The 20767-nt window shown below is 73.5% G+C and carries 15 protein-coding genes; 3 read left to right on the forward strand and 12 right to left on the reverse strand.

Features of this window, described 5'->3' with window-relative positions; all coding sequences use genetic code 11:
- Positions 1–22: 22 nt before the first annotated feature.
- From ACZ7MX_RS37190 to ACZ7MX_RS37200, 3 genes are all read right to left on the reverse strand, one after another.
- On the reverse strand, positions 23–1264 hold the full coding sequence (locus ACZ7MX_RS37190; RefSeq protein ID WP_472138804.1) for an FAD-dependent oxidoreductase: 1242 nt from the start codon (positions 1262–1264) through the stop codon (positions 23–25).
- Positions 1265–1459: 195 nt separating this feature from the next.
- Positions 1460–2386 (reverse strand): TIGR01777 family oxidoreductase, encoded by a 927-nt coding sequence (locus ACZ7MX_RS37195; RefSeq protein WP_472138806.1) that lies wholly within the window; start codon positions 2384–2386, stop codon positions 1460–1462.
- 63 nt (positions 2387–2449) lie between these two features.
- Positions 2450–2968: a DUF4240 domain-containing protein gene (locus ACZ7MX_RS37200; RefSeq protein WP_472138808.1), complete on the reverse strand. Its 519-nt coding sequence runs from the start codon at positions 2966–2968 to the stop codon at positions 2450–2452.
- 323 nt (positions 2969–3291) lie between these two features.
- Between ACZ7MX_RS37200 and ACZ7MX_RS37205 the strand changes: the two genes are divergently transcribed.
- Both ACZ7MX_RS37205 and ACZ7MX_RS37210 read left to right on the forward strand, forming a co-directional pair.
- A complete protein-coding gene (locus ACZ7MX_RS37205) occupies positions 3292–5208 on the forward strand; it encodes a hypothetical protein (protein WP_472138809.1) in 1917 nt (638 codons plus the stop codon).
- Between the two features lie 186 nt (positions 5209–5394).
- Positions 5395–6417, forward strand: a complete 1023-nt coding sequence (locus tag ACZ7MX_RS37210; RefSeq protein ID WP_472138811.1) for an SDR family oxidoreductase — start codon at positions 5395–5397, stop codon at positions 6415–6417.
- Here ACZ7MX_RS37210 and ACZ7MX_RS37215 read toward each other — a convergent pair.
- The 7 genes from ACZ7MX_RS37215 to ACZ7MX_RS37245 all read right to left on the reverse strand — a co-directional run bounded on the left by ACZ7MX_RS37215 (position 6414) and on the right by ACZ7MX_RS37245 (position 17473).
- On the reverse strand, positions 6414–7427 hold the full coding sequence (locus ACZ7MX_RS37215) for a helix-turn-helix transcriptional regulator (protein WP_472138813.1): 1014 nt from the start codon (positions 7425–7427) through the stop codon (positions 6414–6416). The genes ACZ7MX_RS37210 and ACZ7MX_RS37215 overlap by 4 nt on opposite strands.
- Positions 7428–7620: 193 nt before the next feature.
- Positions 7621–10317, reverse strand: coding sequence for a pyruvate dehydrogenase (acetyl-transferring), homodimeric type (gene aceE, locus ACZ7MX_RS37220; RefSeq protein WP_472138815.1), 2697 nt, complete (start codon positions 10315–10317; stop codon positions 7621–7623).
- 297 nt (positions 10318–10614) lie between these two features.
- Positions 10615–11238 (reverse strand): GntR family transcriptional regulator, encoded by a 624-nt coding sequence (locus tag ACZ7MX_RS37225; RefSeq protein WP_030414848.1) that lies wholly within the window; start codon positions 11236–11238, stop codon positions 10615–10617.
- Positions 11239–11405: 167 nt separating this feature from the next.
- Positions 11406–13166, reverse strand: a complete 1761-nt coding sequence (gene sucB / locus ACZ7MX_RS37230; protein ID WP_472138817.1) for a 2-oxoglutarate dehydrogenase, E2 component, dihydrolipoamide succinyltransferase — start codon at positions 13164–13166, stop codon at positions 11406–11408.
- 55 nt (positions 13167–13221) lie between these two features.
- Positions 13222–14610: a dihydrolipoyl dehydrogenase gene (lpdA, locus tag ACZ7MX_RS37235; protein WP_030415422.1), complete on the reverse strand. Its 1389-nt coding sequence runs from the start codon at positions 14608–14610 to the stop codon at positions 13222–13224.
- Positions 14611–14930: 320 nt separating this feature from the next.
- The gene (locus ACZ7MX_RS37240; RefSeq protein WP_472138819.1) at positions 14931–16481 is read right to left on the reverse strand and encodes a leucyl aminopeptidase; all 1551 of its coding nucleotides are present in this window, start codon (positions 16479–16481) and stop codon (positions 14931–14933) included.
- Between the two features lie 197 nt (positions 16482–16678).
- A complete protein-coding gene (locus ACZ7MX_RS37245) occupies positions 16679–17473 on the reverse strand; it encodes an adenosylcobinamide-GDP ribazoletransferase (RefSeq protein WP_472138822.1) in 795 nt (264 codons plus the stop codon).
- 74 nt (positions 17474–17547) lie between these two features.
- Here ACZ7MX_RS37245 and ACZ7MX_RS37250 point away from each other — a divergent pair, with 74 nt between their 5' ends.
- Positions 17548–18285: a hypothetical protein gene (locus ACZ7MX_RS37250; RefSeq protein ID WP_472138824.1), complete on the forward strand. Its 738-nt coding sequence runs from the start codon at positions 17548–17550 to the stop codon at positions 18283–18285.
- On the opposite strand, the gene ACZ7MX_RS37255 is transcribed toward ACZ7MX_RS37250, so the two are convergent.
- Positions 18260–18988, reverse strand: a complete 729-nt coding sequence (locus tag ACZ7MX_RS37255) for a hypothetical protein (RefSeq protein WP_472138826.1) — start codon at positions 18986–18988, stop codon at positions 18260–18262. The genes ACZ7MX_RS37250 and ACZ7MX_RS37255 overlap by 26 nt on opposite strands.
- Entirely contained in the window at positions 18985–20745 is a 1761-nt protein-coding gene (locus tag ACZ7MX_RS37260; protein ID WP_472138828.1) for a phosphatidylglycerol lysyltransferase domain-containing protein, read from the reverse strand. Before ACZ7MX_RS37260 ends, ACZ7MX_RS37255 begins: the two co-directional genes overlap by 4 nt.
- Between the last annotated feature and the right edge of the window lie 22 nt (positions 20746–20767).

Consider the following 20767-nt stretch of genomic DNA (forward strand, 5'->3'; position numbering starts at 1 on the left):
CCGGCCCGGCCGGCCCCGGTGGTCAGGCCGCCGGGCGCAGGGCGTCCGGTTCGGTGGTGAGGGCCGGCAGCCCGAAGTCCGTCAGCAGGGCGCGGGCCGCCCGCCGGCCCGAGTTCAGCGCGCCCTGGAGCGTGCCGGCATCGCGGTGGTCGCCGCAGACGTAGAGCCCGGCCAGCACCCGTACGGGACGCTGCGGATCGTGCGGAGCCGGCATCGCCGGGACCGCGTACGGGTCGTGATGCCCGGTCAGCAGCTCCCAGTCGTCGGTGCGCGCCCCGTAGAGCCGCTCCAGCTGCGGCCGGACGGTCTTGTCGAGGACGGACAGCGGCAGCGCCGCCGCGGCGCCGAGCACGGTCGTGGTGATCAGCGGCCGGCCGGGCGGCGTACGGGACGGGTCGACCGCCCCGGCGCGGAAGCTGCAGGCGACCGGCCCGTCCACCGGCAGGATCGCCGTGGTGGCGTCCCGGGACGGCATGCCGCGGCCGTCCGCACCGGCCGGGACGGTGTGGTGCAGCACCGTCACCGGGTGGAAGGCGGGCACCCGCAGGCCCGGGAGCAGTTCGGCGGCGTCGCGGGCACCGGTGGCCAGCAGGACCGCCCGGCAGGGGATCCGGCCGTGCTCGGCGGTGCTGACGCCCGTGGTGGAGACCGAGGTGACCTGGACGGACGTGCGGACCGTGCCGGGCGGCAGGCCGGCCGCGAGCAGGTCGGGGACGGCCGAGGCGCCGCCGGCCGGCATCCACAGGCGGCCGGCCTCCGCGTAGCCGCGCAGCGCGAGCGCGGCGCTCCGGCTGGAGCCGCGCAGCCGCGGATCGCACAGCAGCATGCCCAGCAGTGGCCGCAGGAAGACGTCCGGGGTGCGGGGCGGGAAGGTGGGCCGGGTCGCCAGGGCGTCCTGGACCGGACGGTCGGCGCGCGCGAGGGCGCGCGCCGCGGAGAGTGCGCCCCTTGTGCTCCGGGAGCCGCTGATGTGCTGCGCCCGCTGGCCGTTGTGCACGCTCAGCACCGGGGCGAACGGACGGAGCGTCAGATCTCCGAGCCCCGGCGTGCGGCGCAGTTCGGCGGCGGAGACGGCCAGCGGCCGGCCGCAGCGGTCCAGCCGGAAGCCGTCGAGCCGGTCGGTGACGGAGCGGCCGCCGATCCGCTCGGCGGCCTCCAGGACCGTGACCGACACCCCCGCGCCGGCCAGGTGGCGGGCGGCGGCGAGACCGGCCGGCCCGGCCCCCACGATGACGACGTCCACGGTCGATGCGGTACGCAGCACATGGCCTCCCGAGGTCGGTCCCAGCGGCGGTGCACGGAGTGTCATGCCCTCTGAGGCCGCGAGGAATGCCGAGTGGTGTGTGCGGAAAAGTAGGGAGCCGCCGGCGCGTACGACAGGGGGCGTACGGGGCGCGTCGAAGCGCCCGGGCGGAGGTTTGCCGGCGGGGTGCCGGCGGTTGCCCGCGGCCGCGGCCGTCTACCGGGGCTGGACGGCGTCCGGCCGGGCCGCCCCTGGGTCGACCGCCGCCCGGACCGCCTCGACGATCCGCGGGTGCGCGAACGTGAACCCGGACTCCAGCAGCCGCTTCGGCACCACCCGCTGGCTGCCCAGCACGTCCCCGGCGAACTCACCGAGGGCGATCCGCAGCACCGGCGCCGGGACGGAGAACAGCGTGGGACGGTGCAGCACCCGGCCCATCACGGCGGTGACCTCCCGATTGGTCACCGGTTCCGGCGCGGTGAGGTTGACCGGCCCGGTCAGCTCCTCGGTGGTCACGAGGTGGCGGAGCGCCGCGATGTGGTCGTGCAGCGAGATGAAGCTCCAGTACTGGCTGCCGTCGCCGAGCCGCCCGCCCAGACCGAGCCGGAAGACCGGGAACAGCCGCCCCCAGGCACCGCCGGAGCGCGCCACGACCAGGCCGGTGCGGGCGAGGACGGTGCGGATGCCGGCGTCCTGGGCCGGCCGCGCGGCGGCCTCCCAGTCCACGCACACCTCGGGCAGGAAACCGTGGCCGGCCGGCGCGCTCTCGTCCGTCCGCCGGTCCCCGGTGTCCCCGTAGTAGCCGATCGCACTGCCCGAGACGAAGACCCGCGGGGGGACGTCCATCGAGGCGAGCGCCTTAGCCAGGGCCCGGGTGCCGAGCACCCGGCTGTCGCGGATCTGCTGCTTGTACGCGGTGGTCCAGCGGTGGTCGCCGACGCCCGCGCCCGCGAGGTGGACCACCGCCTCGCAGCCGGCCAGCCCCGCGGTGTCGACCTGCTGCCGCGCGGGGTCCCAGCGCACCTCGTCGGCGGCCGCCGGGGCGCGCCGTACGAGCCGGACGACGTCGTGGCCGTCCGTGCGCAGGGACCGTACGAGGGCCGTGCCGATGAGTCCGGTCGAGCCGGTGATCGCGATCCGCATGCGCCCATACTGCCTGGGCCCGGCGTCCGGCGACGACAACTGCCCGGCGCAGGGCCCGAGTCCCTAGGGCCGGAAACGGTCCCAGAGGAGGGGGAAGCGTGCGGCGAGGGTCTCGTCGTCGTCGAAGTCGACGTAGGTGCCGAGCGGTTCGCGGGGCGGCGGCGGCAGTTCCAGGTCCGGCATCGACCCGCCGGTCATCTGCTCGTACGCCTCGTCGGCCGCGTAGCCCACCTCCTCGGCGTCCCCGTCCACCGACTCGTCGAAGTCGTCGAGGAGCTCGGCGAGCTGGTCCGGGTCGTGCACCCCGCCCTCGAAGACCTCCCGGCCCTGGGCGATCAGCCAGCAGCGGAAGTAGTCGAAGGCGTCGTCGCTGCAGCCGTCCAGCAGGACCGCGGCCGCCGCCCACAGGTCCCAGGTGTACGCCCGGTTGTAGCGGGACTCGAAGTGGCGGGCGAAGTCCACGACGGCGTCCGGGTCGCGCCTGAGCAGCCGCTCGACCAGCGCGTCGGCCTGCTCCTCGGGATCACCCTCGGCCGCCTCGCGCGAGTCGTCGATCAGCTCCCAGAACTCCGTCTCGTCCATCACCGCTCCAGCATCTGCCCTGCCGGGGTGTGCCGCATGCGGAGTCCCCCGGATGCTGTCGTGCCGCTGTCGGTGTGGGACCGGGCCCGACGCGGGCTGCCGTCCGGGGCGGGGAACGGGGGATGAGCAGGCAGGGAGCGGGGCGACGGGCGGGCCGGGCGCGGGCGGTGGCCGGGAGCGTACGGGCCGCGCGGGGCCGGGCGGGCCGTCGGGTGACCGCCCCAAGAATCACTCGTTGGAAGGCGTGCAACAACCACACGACGGCATACACGGCATAGTCGGTAAATCTGCCAATTTCTGAAGGGCTGTTTCAGGCCATGCCCATGGACGAACGCACCCGGGCCGACGTCGAACGGGCCGAGGCGGCCCTCGTCGAGCACTATCCGCGGCTGGTCCGCCTCGCCTATCTCGTCCTGCCCCCGTCGATGGGCCGCCACCGCCGGGTGCTCACCGCGCACGGCCTGGTCCAGCGGGCCCTGCCGCGCACCGGTCGCCGGCGCCGCCCGGACGGCGGGCTGCCGGCCCAGCGCGGCCCGCTCCCCGAGAACGGCTACGACCTGGTGCGGCTGCGGACCCTGCGGCTGGCGCTGGCCCACGAGGGCCGGCCCGGCCGGGGGCTCCCCGCCGTGCCCCAGGTCTGGGGCCTGCGGCTCTTCCCCCGGGCCGGCGGCGCCGATGAACTCGCCCTGGACCAGGCGCTGTCCGCGGTCCCGGCGTCGGTCCGGGCCGCCATCGGACTGTGGCAGCTGGAGGGCCTGGACGAGGACGCGGTACGGGCGCTGCTGGACCGGGCCGGGGCCGCCGACCCGGAGGCCGCGCTGCGGGCGGCCGAGCAACTGGACCGGGAGACCGGGGCGGGGGCCGCGGCGCTGCTGAACTCCGGGGAGTTCGACCCCTGTACGGTCCAGACCCGGCCGACGGACCTGCTGCGCCGCCGGCAGCGGCTGCGGTCCGCGGTGGCGCTGGCGGCCGTCGCGGCGATCGGCGCGGTGGTCGCGGCGGTGCCCAGCGGTGACGGGGACCCGGCGGGCCGGCCGGCGACCCCGGCCGAGCAGGCGCTGGACCCCGCCAAGCTGCTGCGCACCCGCAACGAGCAGTGGTCCGACACCGCGCGGGTGGACTTCACCGCCTGGCCCGCGCGCGGCCGGCAGGCCGGCGACAAGGAGCTGCTGGGCCGGGCGCTACGGGTCTGGGCGGCACCGCCCGCCGACGCCCGGATCACCGCCTCCGCGGGCACCTCCACCCGCCCGCCCGACCATCCGCCGCAGCTGCTGTACGCCGGCCTGATCGACAACGTCATGGTGGTCGTCCTCCACGACGGCGAACGACTGGTCCGCTACGCCGAACCCGAAGACGCCACTCCCACGCTGCACTTCGCGCGGGTGGACGACGCGGACCTGACGACCGCTGCCGCGCTGGTGATCGGCCGCGGCAACGGCTGGATGCGCTATCTGCTCGCCCCCTGGATCTCCGACGTCGCCGTCCGCGACCTGCTGGCGCCGGGCACCGCGCCGCACGGACTGCACGTCGCCCCCGACGGCGTCACCGACCGCATCCCGCTCCCCCCGCAGCCGGGCGGCGGCTGCGGGCACTGGCCGGTGGCGCAGTTCCGCCCCTCGACGCGGATCGGGGCGCCGGCCCCGCCCTTCCTGCTGGCCGACCTCAACGACCTCGTCCCGGTCCACCTCACCTCCGTACCACCGCCGCCCGCCGGCGCCGCGGGACCGGTCGCGGGGCAGCGCGAGGCCACCGACCCCGCGGACCTTGCGACCTGGGCCCGTACGGCCTGCGGGCTGGGCGCGCTGCGGGGCGCCGGCGTACGGTCCGTCAGCAACTGGGCGTTCGCCGTGCAGCGCCTCCCCGAGGGCGGCGGCAGCGCGACCTGGGTGTGCACCCGCGCCGACACCTGGCGCGGGCCCGGCAGCGCGACCGTCCGCTTCCTGCCGCCCGCCGTACGTCCGGGCGACCCCGGCCGGATCGCCGGCCGGTCCGACGGCACCGCCGCCTGCAGCCGCTACGGCCCGCACGTCGTCGGGGACGTCCCCTGGCGGTCGCCGTCCGGGAAGTGGTACCTGCTGGCCGCGGGCAGCCCGGACGTCGAGGGTCTCGACGCCACCGGCGCCCTCCGGGCGACCGCCGAGGGCCCCACCCTCGCCGCACCGGCCCCCGGCCCGGCCCCCGCCGCCGAGGTCGTCGGACGGCTGCGCAACGGGGGCAGTGTGCGGGCTTTTCGGCCGTAGGGGCGGTGGCCCGGGGCCCGGCCGGCGGTGCGGCGCGACGCATCCTCCCCGGACGAAAAACCGGACAGAAGGTGTCGGGATTCGGTGCCAGAGTCACGCTGCGCCGGGCAGCCGGACGAGCCCTGATGGGCCGCCGGCCGTGCGCACGGCATCTGACAGTGCGGCACCGACAGCGGGGCGCCTGACATGGAGGAGTGGAACGTGACGAGTGGGCACGCAACGAACGGCGGGCCGGACCGGCCGGTGACCGCGGAGCTGACCGGGCGGGTGGCGCTGGTCGCCGGGGCGACCCGGGGCGCGGGCCGGGCGATGGCCGTCGAGCTGGGCCGGGCGGGCGCGCTGGTGTACGTCACCGGGCGGACCACCCGCGACCGGGTCAGCGAGGTGGGCCGCCCGACGGAGACGATCGAGCAGACCGCCGAGCTGGTGACCGCAGCGGGAGAGGCGGCCCGTAGGGCCTCGGCCAAGGACGGTGGTGGGCGACGGGCGGGCGGCACCGGGATCGCGGTACCGACCGACCATCTGGAGCCGACGCAGGTCAAGGCACTGGTCGAGCGCATCGACCGGGAGCAGGGGCGGCTGGACATCCTGGTCAACAGCGTCTGGGGCGGCGACCATCTGCTCGAATTCCACACCAAGCTCTGGGATCTCGACCTGGCCGACGGCCTGCGGATGTTCCGCCTCGGCATCGACACCCACGTCATCACCGGCCATTACGCGCTGCCGCTGATGAACCGGCGGCCCGGCGGACTGCTGGTCGAGGTCACCGACGGCACGGCGTCCTTCAACCGCACCTACCGCGAGAACCTCTGCTTCGACCTCACCAAGAACGCCCCGCACCGCATCGCCTTCGGCCTCGCCGCCGAGGTGAGGGAACTGGGCGGCACGGTGGTCTCGCTCACCCCCGGCTTCCTGCGGTCCGAGGAGATGCTGGACCACTTCGGGGTGACCGAGGAGAACTGGCGCGACGCGGTGGCCAAGGAGCCGCACTTCGCGATCGCGGAGTCACCGGCCCTGATCGGCCGGGCCGTACGGGCACTGGCCGCCGACCCCGACAAGGCACGCTGGACCGGCCGGTCGCTCTCCAGCGGCCAGTTGGCGAAGGAGTACGGCTTCACCGACACGGACGGCTCCCGCCCCGACTGCTTCGGCTACTTCGAGGACGTGGTCTTCGGCGGCAAGGACGCGACCGCGGCGGACTACCGCTAGGCACCCCGCTCACTCCCGTACAGGGCGGCCGTGCGCCGGGCGGCCGCGGCGAAGCGGTCGCGCAGTGCGGCGGGGGCGAGGACCTCGCCCTCGGGGCCGAGGGCCAGCAGCTGGGAATAGGCGACCTCGTCGGACTCCACGCGCAGGGTGACCGTCAGCTGGCCCTGCGCGTCCGGCCCGCCGGCGGCCCGGGCGGCGTCGATCGCCGCACGGGCCGCCGCGGCCTCGGTGACGTGCGGCAGGACCCGTATTCCGTGCTCGGAGAGCCGGAGCACCACCTCGGTACGGAGGATCGAGCGGGCGAACTCCGCGGCCCGCTCGGCCCAGAACGCCGGCAGGTCGAACGACGCGTCCCGGGTGAAGGCACCGGGCCCGCCGTCGAGCACGTCGACGGCGGTGAACCGGTCGATCCGGTACACCCGGAAGTCCCCCTGCGCCCGCGCCGCCAGATACCACACACCCGCCTTCAGCACGAGTCCGTACGGCTCCAACTCCCGCCGCACCTCGGTCCGTTCGGCCCCCTTTCCCTTCCGAAGGTAGCGGGCCGCGATCCGGCGGTCGGACCACACGGCCTCCGCGATCGCGGGCAGCAGACCGGGCGTGCCGGGCTCCTTGTACCAGGCGGGGGCGTCGAGGTGGAAGCGCTGGGCGGCGCCCGCGGCGGCGTCCCGCAGCTCCGGCAGCAGGGCGGCGGAGACCTTCAGCCGGGCGGCGGAGGCGGCGTCGGCGAGCCCCATCTCCCGCAGCGCGGAGGGCACTCCGGAGAGGAAGAGCGCCTCCGCCTCGCTGCGACCGAGACCCGTGAGGCGGGTGCGGTAGCCGCCTATCAGGCGGTACCCACCGGCCCGGCCCCGGTCGGCGTAGACGGGCACCCCGGCCTCGGAGAGGGAGAGCACGTCCCGCGCGACCGTGCGCTCGGACACCTCCAGCTCCCGCGCCAGCTCGGCCCCGGTCATCGACGGGCGCGACTGGAGCAGCAGCACCATCTTGATCAGCCGGGCAGCACGCATGTCTTCATGATGCCGGGGACCACTGACAACGCCGGGGGCGCGGCGGGGGCGGACGGTCCGCCCCGGCCGGCAGAAAGAAGGCCCGGCCGTGGTCAGGGCGTGACCGGCCGGGCCGTGGGTTCCCGTGCGGAGGTTCCGGGCGCGGGTGGGTGACCTCCGCACGGGAGTGTGGGTGCCCCTGGGAAGGGGCGGCTCAGAAGCCGTAGCGCTCGCGGGCCTCCTTGACCGCGGAGGCCGGGACGTCGCCGCGGCGGGCGAGCTGGGCCAGTGCCGCGACGACCAGCGACTCGGCATCGACGCCGAAGTGGCGGCGGGCCGCCTCGCGGGTGTCGGACAGGCCGAAGCCGTCCGCGCCGAGGGAGGACCAGTCCTGCTCGACCCACTGCGCGATCTGGTCCGGGACCTGGCGCATGTAGTCGCTGACCGCCAGGACCGGCGTCTCGACGCCGCTGAGCGCCTCGCGGACGTACGGCGTGCGCTGCTCGCCGCGCAGGGTGGCCTCGTCGGCCGCCAGCGCGTCGCGCCGCAGCTCCGTCCAGGAGGTCGCGGACCACACGTCGGCGGCCACGCCCCACTCGTCGGCGAGCAGCTGCTGGGCCGCCAGCGCCCAGTGGATCGCGGTGCCGGAGGCCAGCAGCTGGATCCCCGGGGCGTCGGCGGGCACCGTGACGCCCGCCGTGGCCGCGGTGTTGAAGCGGTACAGGCCGCGGACGATGCCCTCGTCGACGCCCGCGGGCTTAGCCGGCTGGGGCATCGGCTCGTTGTAGACCGTGAGGTAGTAGAAGACGTTCGGGTCCTCGCCGGGGGCGGTCTCGCCGTACATGCGGCGCAGGCCGTCCTTGACGATCGCCGCGACCTCGTACGCGAACGCCGGGTCGTACGACAGTGCCGCCGGGTTGGTCGACGCGATCATCGGCGAGTGGCCGTCCGCGTGCTGCAGGCCCTCACCGGTCAGCGTGGTGCGGCCGGCCGTGGCGCCGACCAGGAAGCCCTTGCCGAGCTGGTCGCCGAGCTGCCACATCTGGTCGGCGGTGCGCTGCCAGCCGAACATCGAGTAGAAGATGTAGAACGGGATCATCGTCTCGCCGTGCGTGGCGTACGCGGTGGCGGCGGCGATGAAGTCCGCCATCGAACCGGCCTCGGTGATCCCCTCGTTGAGGATCTGGCCGTCCTTGGCTTCCTTGTAGTACATCAGCTGGTCGCGGTCGACCGGCTCGTACGTCTGGCCCTTGGGGGAGTAGATCCCGAGCGACGGGAAGAGCGACTCCATGCCGAAGGTGCGGGCCTCGTCGGGGACGATCGGCACCCAGCGCTTGCCGGTCTGCTTGTCGCGGATGAGGTCCTTGACCAGGCGGACGAAGGCCATGGTGGTGGCCACGGACTGGTTGCCGGAGCCCTTGTCGAAGGCGGCGAAGGCCTTGTCGGCCGGGGCCGGCAGCGGCGCGAGCGGGTGGGAGCGGCGGGCCGGGGCCGGGCCGCCGAGGGCCGCGCGGCGCTCCTGGAGGTAGCGGACCTCGGGGGAGTCGGCGCCCGGGTGGCCGTAGGGGACCCGGCCGTCGGTGAAGTCGCTGTCGGAGATGGGGAGTTCGAGCAGGTCGCGCATGACCTTGAACTCGTCCACCGTCAGCTTCTTCATCTGGTGGTTGGCGTTCTTGGACTCGAAACCCTTGCCGAGGGTGAAGCCCTTGACCGTCTGCGCGAGGATCACGGTCGGGGCGCCCTTGTGCTCCAGGGCCGCCTTGTACGCCGCGTACACCTTGCGCGACTCGTGGCCGCCGCGGGAGAGGTGGAAGCACTCCAGGATCTTGTCGTCGGAGAGCAGCGTGGCCATCTCGACGAGGGCGGGATCGGCGCCGAAGAAGTGGTCGCGGATGTAGGCCGCGTCGCGGGTCGCGTAGGTCTGGAACTGGGCGTCCGGCACCTCGCGCAGCCGGCGGGCCAGCGCGCCGGTGGTGTCGAGCCGGAAGAGCTCGTCCCAGGCGGTGCCCCACAGCGTCTTGACGACGTTCCAGCCGGCGCCGCGGAACTGGGCCTCCAGCTCCTGCACGATCTTGAAGTTGGCGCGGACCGGGCCGTCCAGGCGCTGCAGGTTGCAGTTGATGACGAAGGTGAGGTTGTCCAGGCCCTCACGGGAGGCGAGCGCGAGCGCGGCGGTCGACTCCGGCTCGTCCATCTCGCCGTCGCCCAGGAACGCCCAGACGTGCGAGCCGGAGACGTCCTTGATGCCGCGGTGGGTCAGGTAGCGGTTGAAGCGCGCCTGGTAGATGGCCGACAGCGGGCCGAGGCCCATCGACACGGTGGGGAACTCCCACAGCCAGGGCAGCCGCCGCGGGTGCGGGTAGGACGGCAGGCCCTTGCCGCCGGCCTCGCGGCGGAAGTGGTCGAGGTGCTCCTCGGTGAGGCGGCCGTCGAGGAAGGCGCGGGCGTAGATGCCGGGCGCGGCGTGGCCCTGGATGTAGAGCTGGTCGCCGGATCCGCCGGTGGAGGAGTCCTCCTTGCCGCGGAAGAAGTGGTTGAAGCCGGTCTCGTAGAGCCAGGCCGCGGACGCGAAGGTCGCGATGTGGCCGCCGACGCCGTACTTGGCGCCGCGGGAGACCATCGCGGCCGCGTTCCAGCGGTTCCAGGCGGCGATCCGGGCTTCCATCGCCTCGTCACCCGGAACGGCGGGCTCGGCGGCGGTGGGGATGGTGTTGAGGTAGTCGCTCTCCAGGAGCTGGGGGAGCGCGAGCCCCGACTGCTCCAGGGTGCGGCGCATCAGGTAGGCGGCGCGATGCGGGCCCGCCGCCTCGGTGACGGCGTCCAGCGACTCGCGCCACTCGGCCGTCTCCTCGGGGTCGCGGTCCGGGAGCTGGTCGAGCTGGCTGTACGGCAGGCGCACGGGGTCGGGCATGGGTGGCCCCTTTCCGGACGGGAGGGAAGCTCGGGGGCGCCGTCGGGACCGGGCCGCGCCAGTGGGCTGCGGCGGGATCTCGACGGCACCCGGATGCGAGTGCGGCAGTTTCGGCAGGCAGGGTGTCGCGCCCCGTCGGAAGACGATACGCCCCTGATCGATGATCGATCAACGCTGAACAACCGAAAAACCGCAGGTCGGCACGGGGTGCCGCGATTTTGGGCACTCGGTGCCACCTTCGGAGGGTGCCTCCGCTCAGCCGCGCCGGGGCCTCTCGGGCCCGCCCGGCGCCCCCGCTCAGACCCTCGGTGCGCAGCTCAGCACGTGTGTCTTGAGCAGCGTGCCGATCTTCGGGTCGCGCCGCCGGAACGCGTCCACGATCTCCTGGTGGTCCTGCGCGTGCGAGCGCTGCTCCGGGCTGAACCAGCGGATCGACAGCGCCGTCCACACCTCGATGCCCAGCGACTCCCAGGTGTGCAGCAGCACCGCGTTCCCGGCGGCCCGCACGATCTCCCGGTGGAACGCCACGGTGTGCCGCACCTGCGCCTCCCCGTCGCCCGCCAGGTCCGCCTCGCGCAGCGCCGCCACCTCCCGCTCCAGCGCGGCGGTGTCCTCCGCCAGCCGCCCGGCCGCCAGCTCCGCGGCGACCTGCTCCAGCCCGGCCCGCACCGGATAGCTCTCCTTGAGGTCGGCCGCGGTCAGGTTCCGGACCCGTACGCCCTTGTTGGGCGCCGACTCGATCAGCCGCAGCGACTCCAGCTCGCGCAGCGCCTCCCGTACGGGCGTCTGGCTGACCTCCAGCTCCACCGCGATCCGCCGCTCGACGATCCGCTCGCCCGGCTGCCAGCGGCCGCTGACGATCCCCTCGAGGATGTGCTCGCGGATCTGCTCGCGCAGCGAATGGACGACGGGCGGGGTCATGAGGTGCTCCTTCAGAGCGGGTGGTGACGCGGCGGGTGGCGAGGGGGCCATTATCCGGGACGGCGGCCGGACGGCGGCATGCGGAAGGGCCGGCCCCGGTCCGTACGGATGCTGTACGAAACGGTGCCGGCCCCTGCTGCTAACCGCCTACCGGGTGGCTGCCTGGCTCAGAGACCGATCTCGGTCTCGAACTCGGCGGCCTCCAGGATCTGCTTGACCGTGGTCAGGTAGCGGGCGGCGTCGGCGCCGTCCACCAGACGGTGGTCGTAGGAGAGCGCGAGGTAGGTCATGTCGCGCACCGCGATGGTCTCGCCGAGGTCCGGGTGGTTGATGACCACCGGACGCTTGACGGTCGCACCGATGCCCAGGATGCCGACCTGGTTCGGGGGCACGATCACGGTGTCGAACAGCGCGCCGCGCGACCCGGTGTTGGAGATGGTGAAGGTCGCACCGGAGAGCTCGTCCGGGGTGATCTTGTTCGCCCGGACCTTGCCCGCCAGCTCCGCGGTCTTGCGGGCGATACCGGCGATGTTGAGGTCGCCCGCACCCTTGATGACCGGGGTCATCAGGCCCTTCTCCGCGTCCACCGCGATACCGATGTTCTCGGTGTCGAAGTAGGTGATGGTGCCCTCGTCCTCGTTGATCCGGGCGTTGACGACCGGGTGGGCCTTCAGCGCCTGGACGGCGGCCTTGACGAAGAACGGCATCGGGGAGAGCTTGACGCCCTCACGCTGCGCGAAGGCGTCCTTGGCCTTGTTGCGCATCCGCATGATCGCGGTGATGTCCACCTCGACCACGGTGGTCAGCTGCGCCTGGCCGTGCAGGGCCTTCATCATGTTGTCGCCGATGACCTTGCGCATCCGCGGCATCTTGACGGTCTGACCGCGCAGCGGGGAGACCTCCAGCGCCGGGGCCTTCGACGCGGCCGGGGCGGCGGCAGCGGCCGGCGCGGCCTGCTGCTTGGCGGCCTCGGCGGCGGCGATGACGTCCTGCTTGCGGATCCGGCCACCGACACCGGTGCCCTTGACCGTGGCGAGGTCGACGCCGCTCTCCGCGGCGAGCTTGCGCACCAGCGGGGTGACGTAGGCGCCCTCGCCCTCACCGGCGGCCGGGGCCGGGGTGACAGGTGCCGGGGCGGCCGGAGCCGGCGCGGGGGCCGGAGCCGGAGCCGCGGGGGCGGCCGGGGCGGCGGGCGCCGCCGGGGCGGCAGCGGCCGGCGCCGGGGCGGGCGCGGGAGCCGGAGCCGGAGCCGGGGTGGGCTCGGCGGCCGGGGCCGGGGCGGCCGGGGCCGGAGCCGCGGGGGCGGCGGGGGCCGCGCCCTTGGCACCGATGACGGCGAGCTTGGCGCCGACCTCGGCGGTCTCGTCCTCGCCGACCACGATCTCCAGCAGGGTGCCGGAGGCCGGCGCCGGGATCTCGGTGTCGACCTTGTCGGTGGAGACCTCCAGCAGCGGCTCGTCGGCCGAGACCTCCTCGCCGACCTCCTTCAGCCAGCGGGTGACGGTGCCCTCGGTGACGCTCTCGCCGAGCGCGGGGAGGACGACGTCCGTGCCCTCGGCACCGCCCGCGGGGGCGGCGGCGGGGGCCGGGGCCTCGGCAGCCGGGGCCGGAGCCGCGGCGGGCTCGGGCTGCGCGGCCGGGGCGGGAGCCTCGGCGGCGGCCGGGGCCGGGGCAGCGGCCGGCGCACCGGTGCCGTCGTCGATGACGGCCAGCTCGGCGCCGACCTCAACGGTCTCGTCCTCGGCCACCTTGATGGAGGTCAGGATGCCGGCGGCCGGGGCCGGGATCTCGGTGTCGACCTTGTCGGTCGACACCTCCAGCAGAGGCTCGTCGGCCTCTACGCGCTCACCCTCGGCCTTCAGCCAGCGAGTGACGGTGCCCTCGGTGACGCTCTCGCCGAGCGCCGGAAGGGATACGGAAACCGCCATGGTTTCGGTTGCTCCTTACGAATTGCAGGATGTGGTCGTCGCGCCCGGACTCGGGTCAGTCGTGGGAGTGGAGGGGCTTGCCGGCCAGGGCCAGGTGGGCCTCGCCGAGCGCCTCGTTCTGCGTCGGGTGCGCGTGCACCAGCTGCGCAACCTCGGCCGGCAGGGCCTCCCAGTTGTAGACCAGCTGGGCCTCGCCGACCTGCTCGCCCATACGGTCACCGACCATGTGGACGCCGACCACGGCACCGTCCTTGACCTGGACGAGCTTGATCTCGCCCGCGGTCTTGAGGATCTTGCTCTTGCCGTTGCCCGCGAGGTTGTACTTGAGGGCCACGACCTTGTCGGAGCCGTACAGCTCCTTGGCCTTCGCCTCGGTGATGCCCACCGAAGCGACCTCGGGGTGGCAGTACGTCACCCGCGGCACGCCGTCGTAGTCGATCGGGACCACGTTCAGACCGGCCAGCCGCTCCGCCACCAGCATGCCCTCGGCGAAGCCGACGTGCGCGAGCTGGAGGGTGGGGACGAGGTCACCGACGGCCGAGATGGTCGGCACGTTGGTCTGCATGTACTCGTCGACGAGGACGTAGCCGCGGTCCATCGCGACGCCCTGCTCCTCGTAGCCCAGGCCCGCCGAGACCGGCCCGCGGCCGATCGCGACCAGGAGCACCTCGGCCTCGAAGGTCTTGCCGTCGGCGAGGGTGACCTTGACGCCGTCGGCGGTGTACTCGGCCTTGTCGAAGAAGGTGCCGAGGTTGAACTTGATGCCCCGCTTGCGGAAGGCCCGCTCCAGCAGCTTGGAGCTGTTCTCGTCCTCGACCGGGACGAGGTGCTTGAGGCCCTCGACGATGGTGACGTCGGTGCCGAAGGACTTCCACGCCGAGGCGAACTCGACGCCGATCACGCCGCCGCCCAGGACGATCGCGGACTTCGGCACGCGGTCCAGCTTGAGCGCGTGGTCCGAGGAGATGATGCGGTCGCCGTCGATCTCCAGGCCCGGCAGCGACTTCGGCACGGAGCCGGTCGCCAGCAGGACGTGGCGGCCCTGGACGCGCTGGCCGTTCACGTCGACGGAGGTCGGGGAGGACAGACGGCCCTCACCCTCGATGTACGTCACCTTGCGGGAGGCGATCAGGCCCTGCAGGCCCTTGTACAGGCCCGAGATGACGTCGTCCTTGTACTTGTGGACCGCCGCCATGTCAATGCCCTCGAAAGTGGCCTTGACACCGAACTGCTCGCTCTCGCGAGCCTGGTCGGCGATCTCACCGGCGTGCAGCAGAGCCTTCGTGGGGATGCAGCCGTTGTGCAGGCAGGTACCGCCGACCTTGCCCTTCTCGATCAGGGCGACGTCCAGGCCCAGCTGCGCCCCGCGCAGGGCAGCGGCGTAACCACCGCTACCGCCTCCGAGGATCACTAGGTCGAAAACGGTGCTGGCGTCGTTCGCCACGTCACGTCCTCCATGCATGGATGCGCCGGACCGGTCTGCGATGACCGGACCGCGGCTGTTGTTCGGCCGCTTTAATTTCGGCCCTGGGTAAGGGGGGCCCTGTCCTGCCGAGAACCCATCTTCGCACTTGTTCAACGAAGCCGGGACGGCGGGCCGGGCTGTGGACGGCTGAGTCGCCGCCTGAAGAGGGTCGCCGGCGGGTTACCCGTGCGTATGCACGTGCGGATTTCGTCGAGGGCGAACATACCCTCCACGCACACCGACGGCCCCGGGCTGTGAGCTCGGGGCCGTACGGACAAAACAGACCAGACGGGCCGGCGTCAGCCGAGGTCGCCCGCGGCGGTGCGCTCGGCCAGCCGCACCAGGGTGCGGACCGCGGAGCCGGTACCGCCCTTGGGGGTGTAGCCCCAGGGCGAGCCCTCGTGGAAGGCCGGGCCGGCGATGTCCAGGTGGGCCCACGGGATGCCCTCGCCGACGAACTCCTTCAGGAAGAGACCGGCGACCAGACCGCCGCCCATCCGCTCACCCATGTTGGCGATGTCGGCGACCGGCGAGTCCATGCCCTTGCGGAGGTGCTCGGGCATCGGCATCGGCCAGGACTCCTCGCCGACCTCCTCCGCGATCTCGTGGATCGAGGTGCGGAAGGCCTCGTCGTTGGCCATGATCCCGAAGTGGCGGTGGCCGAGCGCCAGCACCATCGCGCCGGTCAGCGTGGCGACGTCCACGATCGCGTCCGGCTCCTCCTCCGAGGCCCGCGCCAGCGCGTCGGCCAGGACCAGCCGGCCCTCGGCGTCCGTGTTGAGCACCTCGACGGTCTTGCCGCTGTACATGGTCAGCACGTCACCCGGGCGGGTGGCGGAGCCGGACGGCATGTTCTCGGCGAGCGCCAGCCAGCCGGTGACGTTGACCGGGAGGCCCAGCCGGGCCGCGGTCACGACGGCGGCGAACACCGCGGCGGCGCCGCTCATGTCGCACTTCATGGTCTCGTTGTGGCCGGCCGGCTTGAGCGAGATGCCGCCCGAGTCGTAGGTGATGCCCTTGCCGACCAGCGCCAGGGTCTTGTTCGCCTTGGGGTGGGTGTGCGCGATCCGCACCAGCCGCGGCGGCGCCTCCGAGCCCTGGCCGACGCCCATCAGGCCGCCGTAGCCACCCTTCTTGAGCGCCTTCTCGTCCAGCACCTCGACCTTGAGGCCGAACTCCTTGGCCGCGGCCTGCGCCTCGGCCGCGAAGGACTTCGGGTCGAGGGCGTTGGAGGGGGTGTTGATCAGGTCGCGGGCGCGGTTGATCTCCGCGGCCAGCGCCTGCGCGCGCTCGGTGGCGGCCTTGAACTCCTTGTCGCGCGGCTTGCCGCCGAGGATCGCGACCTCGGCCAGCGGCGCCGACTTGCCGTCGTTCTTCTTGGTGCCGTTCTTGCCGTTGCCGTTGCCGGCGCCGTTGCTGCGGAACGCGGTGAAGGTGTACGCGCCGAGCAGCGCGCCCTCGCTCACCGCCGCGGCCGCCTCGGCGTCCTCGACCGGCAGCGCGAAGCCGGCCTTCTTGCTGCCGGCCAGCGCCCGGGCGGCGCTGCCCGCGGCGCGCCGCAGCGCCTCGTGGGCGTAGCCGTCGCCCTTGGCCGGTGCGTCGCCCAGGCCGACCGCCAGCACGACCGGCGTCTTGAGACCGTCCGCCGCGGGCAGCTTGGTCACCTCGCCCTCGGCACCACTTGCGCCGAGGGTCTCCAGCACACCGGCGAGCTTGCCGCCGAACGCCTTGTCCACGGCCTCGGCGCCGGGGGCCACGACGACGCCCTTGGCGCCCTTGGCAACGCCGACGACGACGGCATCCGCACGCACCGTTGCGGCGGAGGAAGTACTGAGGGTCAGTGCAGTCACGGTGATGAGAGTCCTGTTCCGTCCGGGAATCCGTTGTCGCGCCTTGGCGCGCTGCTGCGGCCGAGCCTACGCTCGGCGGCGCCGCGAGGCCCGGCCCGCTGCCGTACCGGTGCGGACCGTTGCGCGGCGGGCCGTACCGATCTCGGCCAACTCATGGACGATACAAGGGATTTGGCGGAATCGGTGGAATCGCCGGATCAGCCGAGGGCCAGCGCCAGCAGCGCGGTCAGCCCGGCACCCTCCGCGAGCGCACCGAACACGTCCCCGGTCACCCCGCCGAACCGCCGCCGGCAGTGCCCCAGCAGCAGTTCGCCGGCCGCCAGCCCGAGCACCGCCGCCAGCCCCGCGTGCACCGCGCCGTACGGTCCCCGCACCGCGCCCGCCGCCGCACAGCCCGCGACGACCAGGGCGGCGCACAGCAGCGCCGCACGCACCGGCACCGTCCCCGCGACCGCCGCGCCCAGCCCGTCCGGACGGGCCGCCGGCACCCCCGTACGGGAGGCCAGGGTCAGCGCGCACCGGCCGGTGACCGCGGCCACCCCCGCCCCCAGCGCGCCGTACGCCCAGCCCGCCGCGTACAGCCCGGCCAGCGCCGCCACCTGGGCCAGCAGGGTGAACAGCAGCGTGAGGACGCCGAACGGGCCGATGTCGGACTGCTTCATGATGCGCAGCGCGTCCTCGGCGGGCCTGCCGCTGCCCAGTCCGTCGGCGGTGTCGGCGAGCCCGTCCAGATGCAGTCCGCGGGTGAGGACGGCGGGCACCGCCGCGGTGCCGACCGCGGCCAGCAGCGGACTGCCGCCGAGCAGCAGCAGCGCCCCGCCGAGCGCGGCCGCGAAGCCCCCGACGACCAGGCCGGCCAGCGGCGCGCAGAGCATCCCGCCGCGGGCCGCCGCCCGGTCCCAGCGGTGCACCCGCACCGGCAGCACGGTCAGCGTGCCGAACGCGAAGCGCAGGGCGTCCGCGCGGGCCCAGGGAGCGGGGGTCTCGGTCATCGCGGCAGGCTATCCGGGCGCCCGCCGCGCCCGCCTGCCGCCCCCGGCCGCCACGAGAGGGCCTAATGGTGCCCATGGGTCACTGGTGGTACCGCAACATCGTCGAGCCGGGGAAGCTGCCGCTGCTGCTCGCCCTGGCCTCCTTCGTGCTGACGTTCCTCGTCACCCGGGCCGTCACCCGGCTGATCCGGGCCGGGAAGGGACCGTTCCACGACATCTCGCCCGGCGGGCTGCACGTCCACCACGTGGTGCCCGGCGTGGTGCTGATGGTCGCCGGCGGATTCATCGCGATCGCCGGCGGCCGGCGCGGCTTCGGCGCCGGCGTCGCCGCGGTGCTCTTCGGGATCGGCGTGGGCCTCGTCCTGGACGAGTTCGCGCTGGTCCTGCACCTGGACGACGTGTACTGGACGGAGGAGGGCACCAAGAGCGTCGAGGCCGTCATCCTCACCGTCGCCCTGGTCGCGCTGGTCCTCGGCGGCTTCCTGCCGTTCGGCGTGAACGAACTCACCCCGGACGAGACCACCGACCGCCTCACCGTCGTCCAGACGGTCGCGGTGAACTTCCTCTTCGCGCTGCTCGCGCTGGTGAAGGGGAAGGCGCGGATGGCGGTCATCGGGGTGTTCGTGCCGTTCGTCGCGCTGTTCGGCGCGATCCGGCTGGCCCGGCCCAACTCCCCGTGGGCCAGGCGCCTCTACCGCAACCGGCCCCGGGCGCGGGCCCGGGCGACGGTCCGCGCCTACCGCCACGACCGCCGCTGGTCGGGCCTGCGCCGCAAGGTGGAGCACCTCATCGGCGGCGCCCCCAGCCGCTGACGCGTTGCGCGTCCCGCGGCTTGACCGGCCGCCAGACCTCCCACAGCCCGCACACCACCAGCACCCCGAGGATCGCCGCGAGGTGCTCCTTGCCGGCCAGGTTGTTCTTGATGAACAGCACCTCGAAGACCATCGAGAGCACCACCAGCGAGCCGGTGAACCACGCCCGGTAGCGCCAGCACACGAACACCGCCAGGCCCACCACGGCCGCCGACGGGCCGGTGTCGATGACGTACTTGTCCGAATCGGGCAGGCCCAGCGGGCTCTGCGGGCCGATCCAGATCCCGATCCGGGCGTACATCGTCCCGGCGAGCGTGGCCACGTAGGCGACCAGCAGCGTCTTGCGCCAACCGAGGCAGGTCTCCGCGATGCCGAAGACCACCAGGATCTGCACCAGCGCGCCCCACACCGGAAGGTCCAGCGCGGGCACGAACAGCGACAGCGGGGTGCGCAGCAGCGCGATCCACAGGTGCTCGTACGCCTGGACCGAGCCGATGTCCTGGATGGCGTGGTAGCCCCACGCCTGGTTCTGCACGAACTGGAAGACCAGCGTCAGGCAGACCGCGGCGAGCGTTACCGGGATCGCCCGCAGCCTCGCGGAGACCAGCTCCGACCGCACCGTCCGCAGCAGCGGCCCCCACTCGGCCCGCGCCGCCCGGCGCAGAACGGCTATGTCCCGCCGCCCCGCACGGGCCACACTCATCTCACGTTCTCCAGGTGCTTGCGGTTCAGCCACTTCGGCAGACCAGGTGCTTCCAGGAAGCCTTCCGCCCGGGCGGCGGCCAGGCCGATCCGCAGCAGATCGGTGCTCTTCTCGAAGAGCAGGAACCGCGGCTCCCAGATGGGCCGGTACTTCGCATTGGCGCGATAGAGCGATTCGATCTGCCACCACCTGGAGAAGAAGCTCAGCAGCGAGCGCCACAGGCGCAGCACCGGGCCCGCGCCGAGCCGCGAACCGCGTTCGAAGACGGAACGGAACATCGCGAAGTTCAGCGAGACCTGAGTGATCTCCACCTCTTTCGCGCGCTGGATCAGCTCCAGGACCATGAACTCCATCAGCCCGTTCTCCGACGCGCGGTCCCGCCGCATCAGATCCAGCGACAGGCCCTTCGCACCCCACGGCACGAAGCTCAGCAGCGCCCGCAACTCGCCCTGCTCGTCGGAGCACTCCAGCATCACGCAGCGGCCGTCCGCCGGATCGCCGAGCCGGCCCAGCGCCATCGAGAAGCCCCGCTCGGTCTCGCCGTCCCGCCAGTCGTCGGCCAGCTCCAGCAGCCGCGTCATCTCCTCGGCGGGAATGTCCTCGTGCCGCCGGATGCGGACGGTGTAGCCGGCCCGTTCGATGCGGTTGTACGCCTGCCGCACGGTGCGCATCGCCCGGCCGGCGAGGGTGAACTCCGCGGTCTCCACGATCGCCTCGTCGCCCAGCTCCAGCGCGTCCAGGCCGTGCCGGGCGTAGATCGTGCCGCCCTCCTCGCTCGCGCCCATGACGGCCGGCGCCCAGCCGTGCGCCCGGGCCTCGGCCAGCCACACCTCGATCGCCCCGGGCCACGCCTCGGGGTCGCCCAGCGGATCGCCGGAGGCCAGCGACACTCCGCCCACCACCCGGTAGGTGACCGCCGCCTTGCCGCTGGGCGAGAACAGCACGCTCTTGTCGCGGCGCAGCGCGAAGTAGCCCAGCGAGTCCCGGTCGCCGTGCCGGTCCAGCAGGGCCCGCAGCCGCTCCTCGTCGTCCTCGGTGAGCCGCTCGGTGCTGCGGACCGACCGGAACGCCGCCCACAGCACGGCCACCAGCAGCAGCGTGCTCAGCACGTTGATGGTGACGTTGACCCAGTTCGGGGTGTCGATCGCGGGGAAGCGGTGGTCGTCGGCGGCCAGCGACACCAGGCGCATCAGGCCGTAGCGCCAGCGCATGACGAACGTCGAGGACGTGTCCCGGGCGGTGTTGGTGACGGTCACCAGCAGCGCCGCCAGCAGCGAGGTGACCAGCAGCCCGCCGACCGCGACCGCCGCCGCCAGCTTCGGGTTCGACCGGTCGCCCTTGGCGTAGAACTCCCGCCGGCCGACCACCAGCGCGACCGCGAACACCGCCGTCACCACCAGCGACACCCAGTTCTGCGGATGCCCGCGGAACTCCGGCGCCGCCGCCAGCGCGAAGCCGAACAGCCCCACCAGCAGCCCGGACAGCACCAGGTTCAGGATCCAGGCGGCCCGCTTGCGGCGCCGCAGCGTCACCGACAAAAACAGCGAGAACGCCCCCGAGGCGAACCCCGCGGTCAGCAGGTACGGGGTGAAGTACTCCTCGACGTTGTGCCGGCGGATGTCGGTGCCGAACGACACCCACACCGCGCTCAGCAGATTGAGGAACGTGACCGTGCGCAGGTACCAGATGCCGAACGCGGCACCGCGCTGCGACCAGGTGCCGCCACGCTGCGCGCGGCGGTCTTCGTCCGGACTCAAGCGATGTCTCCCATAAAAAACG

Source organism: Streptomyces sp. NPDC107765, from assembly GCF_055657085.1.

What these genes read in the sequence shown, in the direction of transcription:
- ACZ7MX_RS37195 (WP_472138806.1), bottom strand. Translation starts at nt 2,386, where the DNA reads ATGCGGATCGCGATCACCGGCTCGACCGGACTCATCGGCACGGCCCTC.
- ACZ7MX_RS37200 (WP_472138808.1), bottom strand. Translation starts at nt 2,968, where the DNA reads ATGGACGAGACGGAGTTCTGGGAGCTGATCGACGACTCGCGCGAGGCG.
- ACZ7MX_RS37205 (WP_472138809.1), top strand. Translation starts at nt 3,292, where the DNA reads ATGGACGAACGCACCCGGGCCGACGTCGAACGGGCCGAGGCGGCCCTC.
- ACZ7MX_RS37210 (WP_472138811.1), top strand. Translation starts at nt 5,395, where the DNA reads ATGGAGGAGTGGAACGTGACGAGTGGGCACGCAACGAACGGCGGGCCG.
- ACZ7MX_RS37215 (WP_472138813.1), bottom strand. Translation starts at nt 7,427, where the DNA reads ATGCGTGCTGCCCGGCTGATCAAGATGGTGCTGCTGCTCCAGTCGCGC.
- aceE (WP_472138815.1), bottom strand. Translation starts at nt 10,317, where the DNA reads ATGCCCGACCCCGTGCGCCTGCCGTACAGCCAGCTCGACCAGCTCCCG.
- ACZ7MX_RS37225 (WP_030414848.1), bottom strand. Translation starts at nt 11,238, where the DNA reads ATGACCCCGCCCGTCGTCCATTCGCTGCGCGAGCAGATCCGCGAGCAC.
- sucB (WP_472138817.1), bottom strand. Translation starts at nt 13,166, where the DNA reads ATGGCGGTTTCCGTATCCCTTCCGGCGCTCGGCGAGAGCGTCACCGAG.
- ACZ7MX_RS37245 (WP_472138822.1), bottom strand. Translation starts at nt 17,473, where the DNA reads ATGACCGAGACCCCCGCTCCCTGGGCCCGCGCGGACGCCCTGCGCTTC.
- ACZ7MX_RS37250 (WP_472138824.1), top strand. Translation starts at nt 17,548, where the DNA reads ATGGGTCACTGGTGGTACCGCAACATCGTCGAGCCGGGGAAGCTGCCG.
- ACZ7MX_RS37255 (WP_472138826.1), bottom strand. Translation starts at nt 18,988, where the DNA reads ATGAGTGTGGCCCGTGCGGGGCGGCGGGACATAGCCGTTCTGCGCCGG.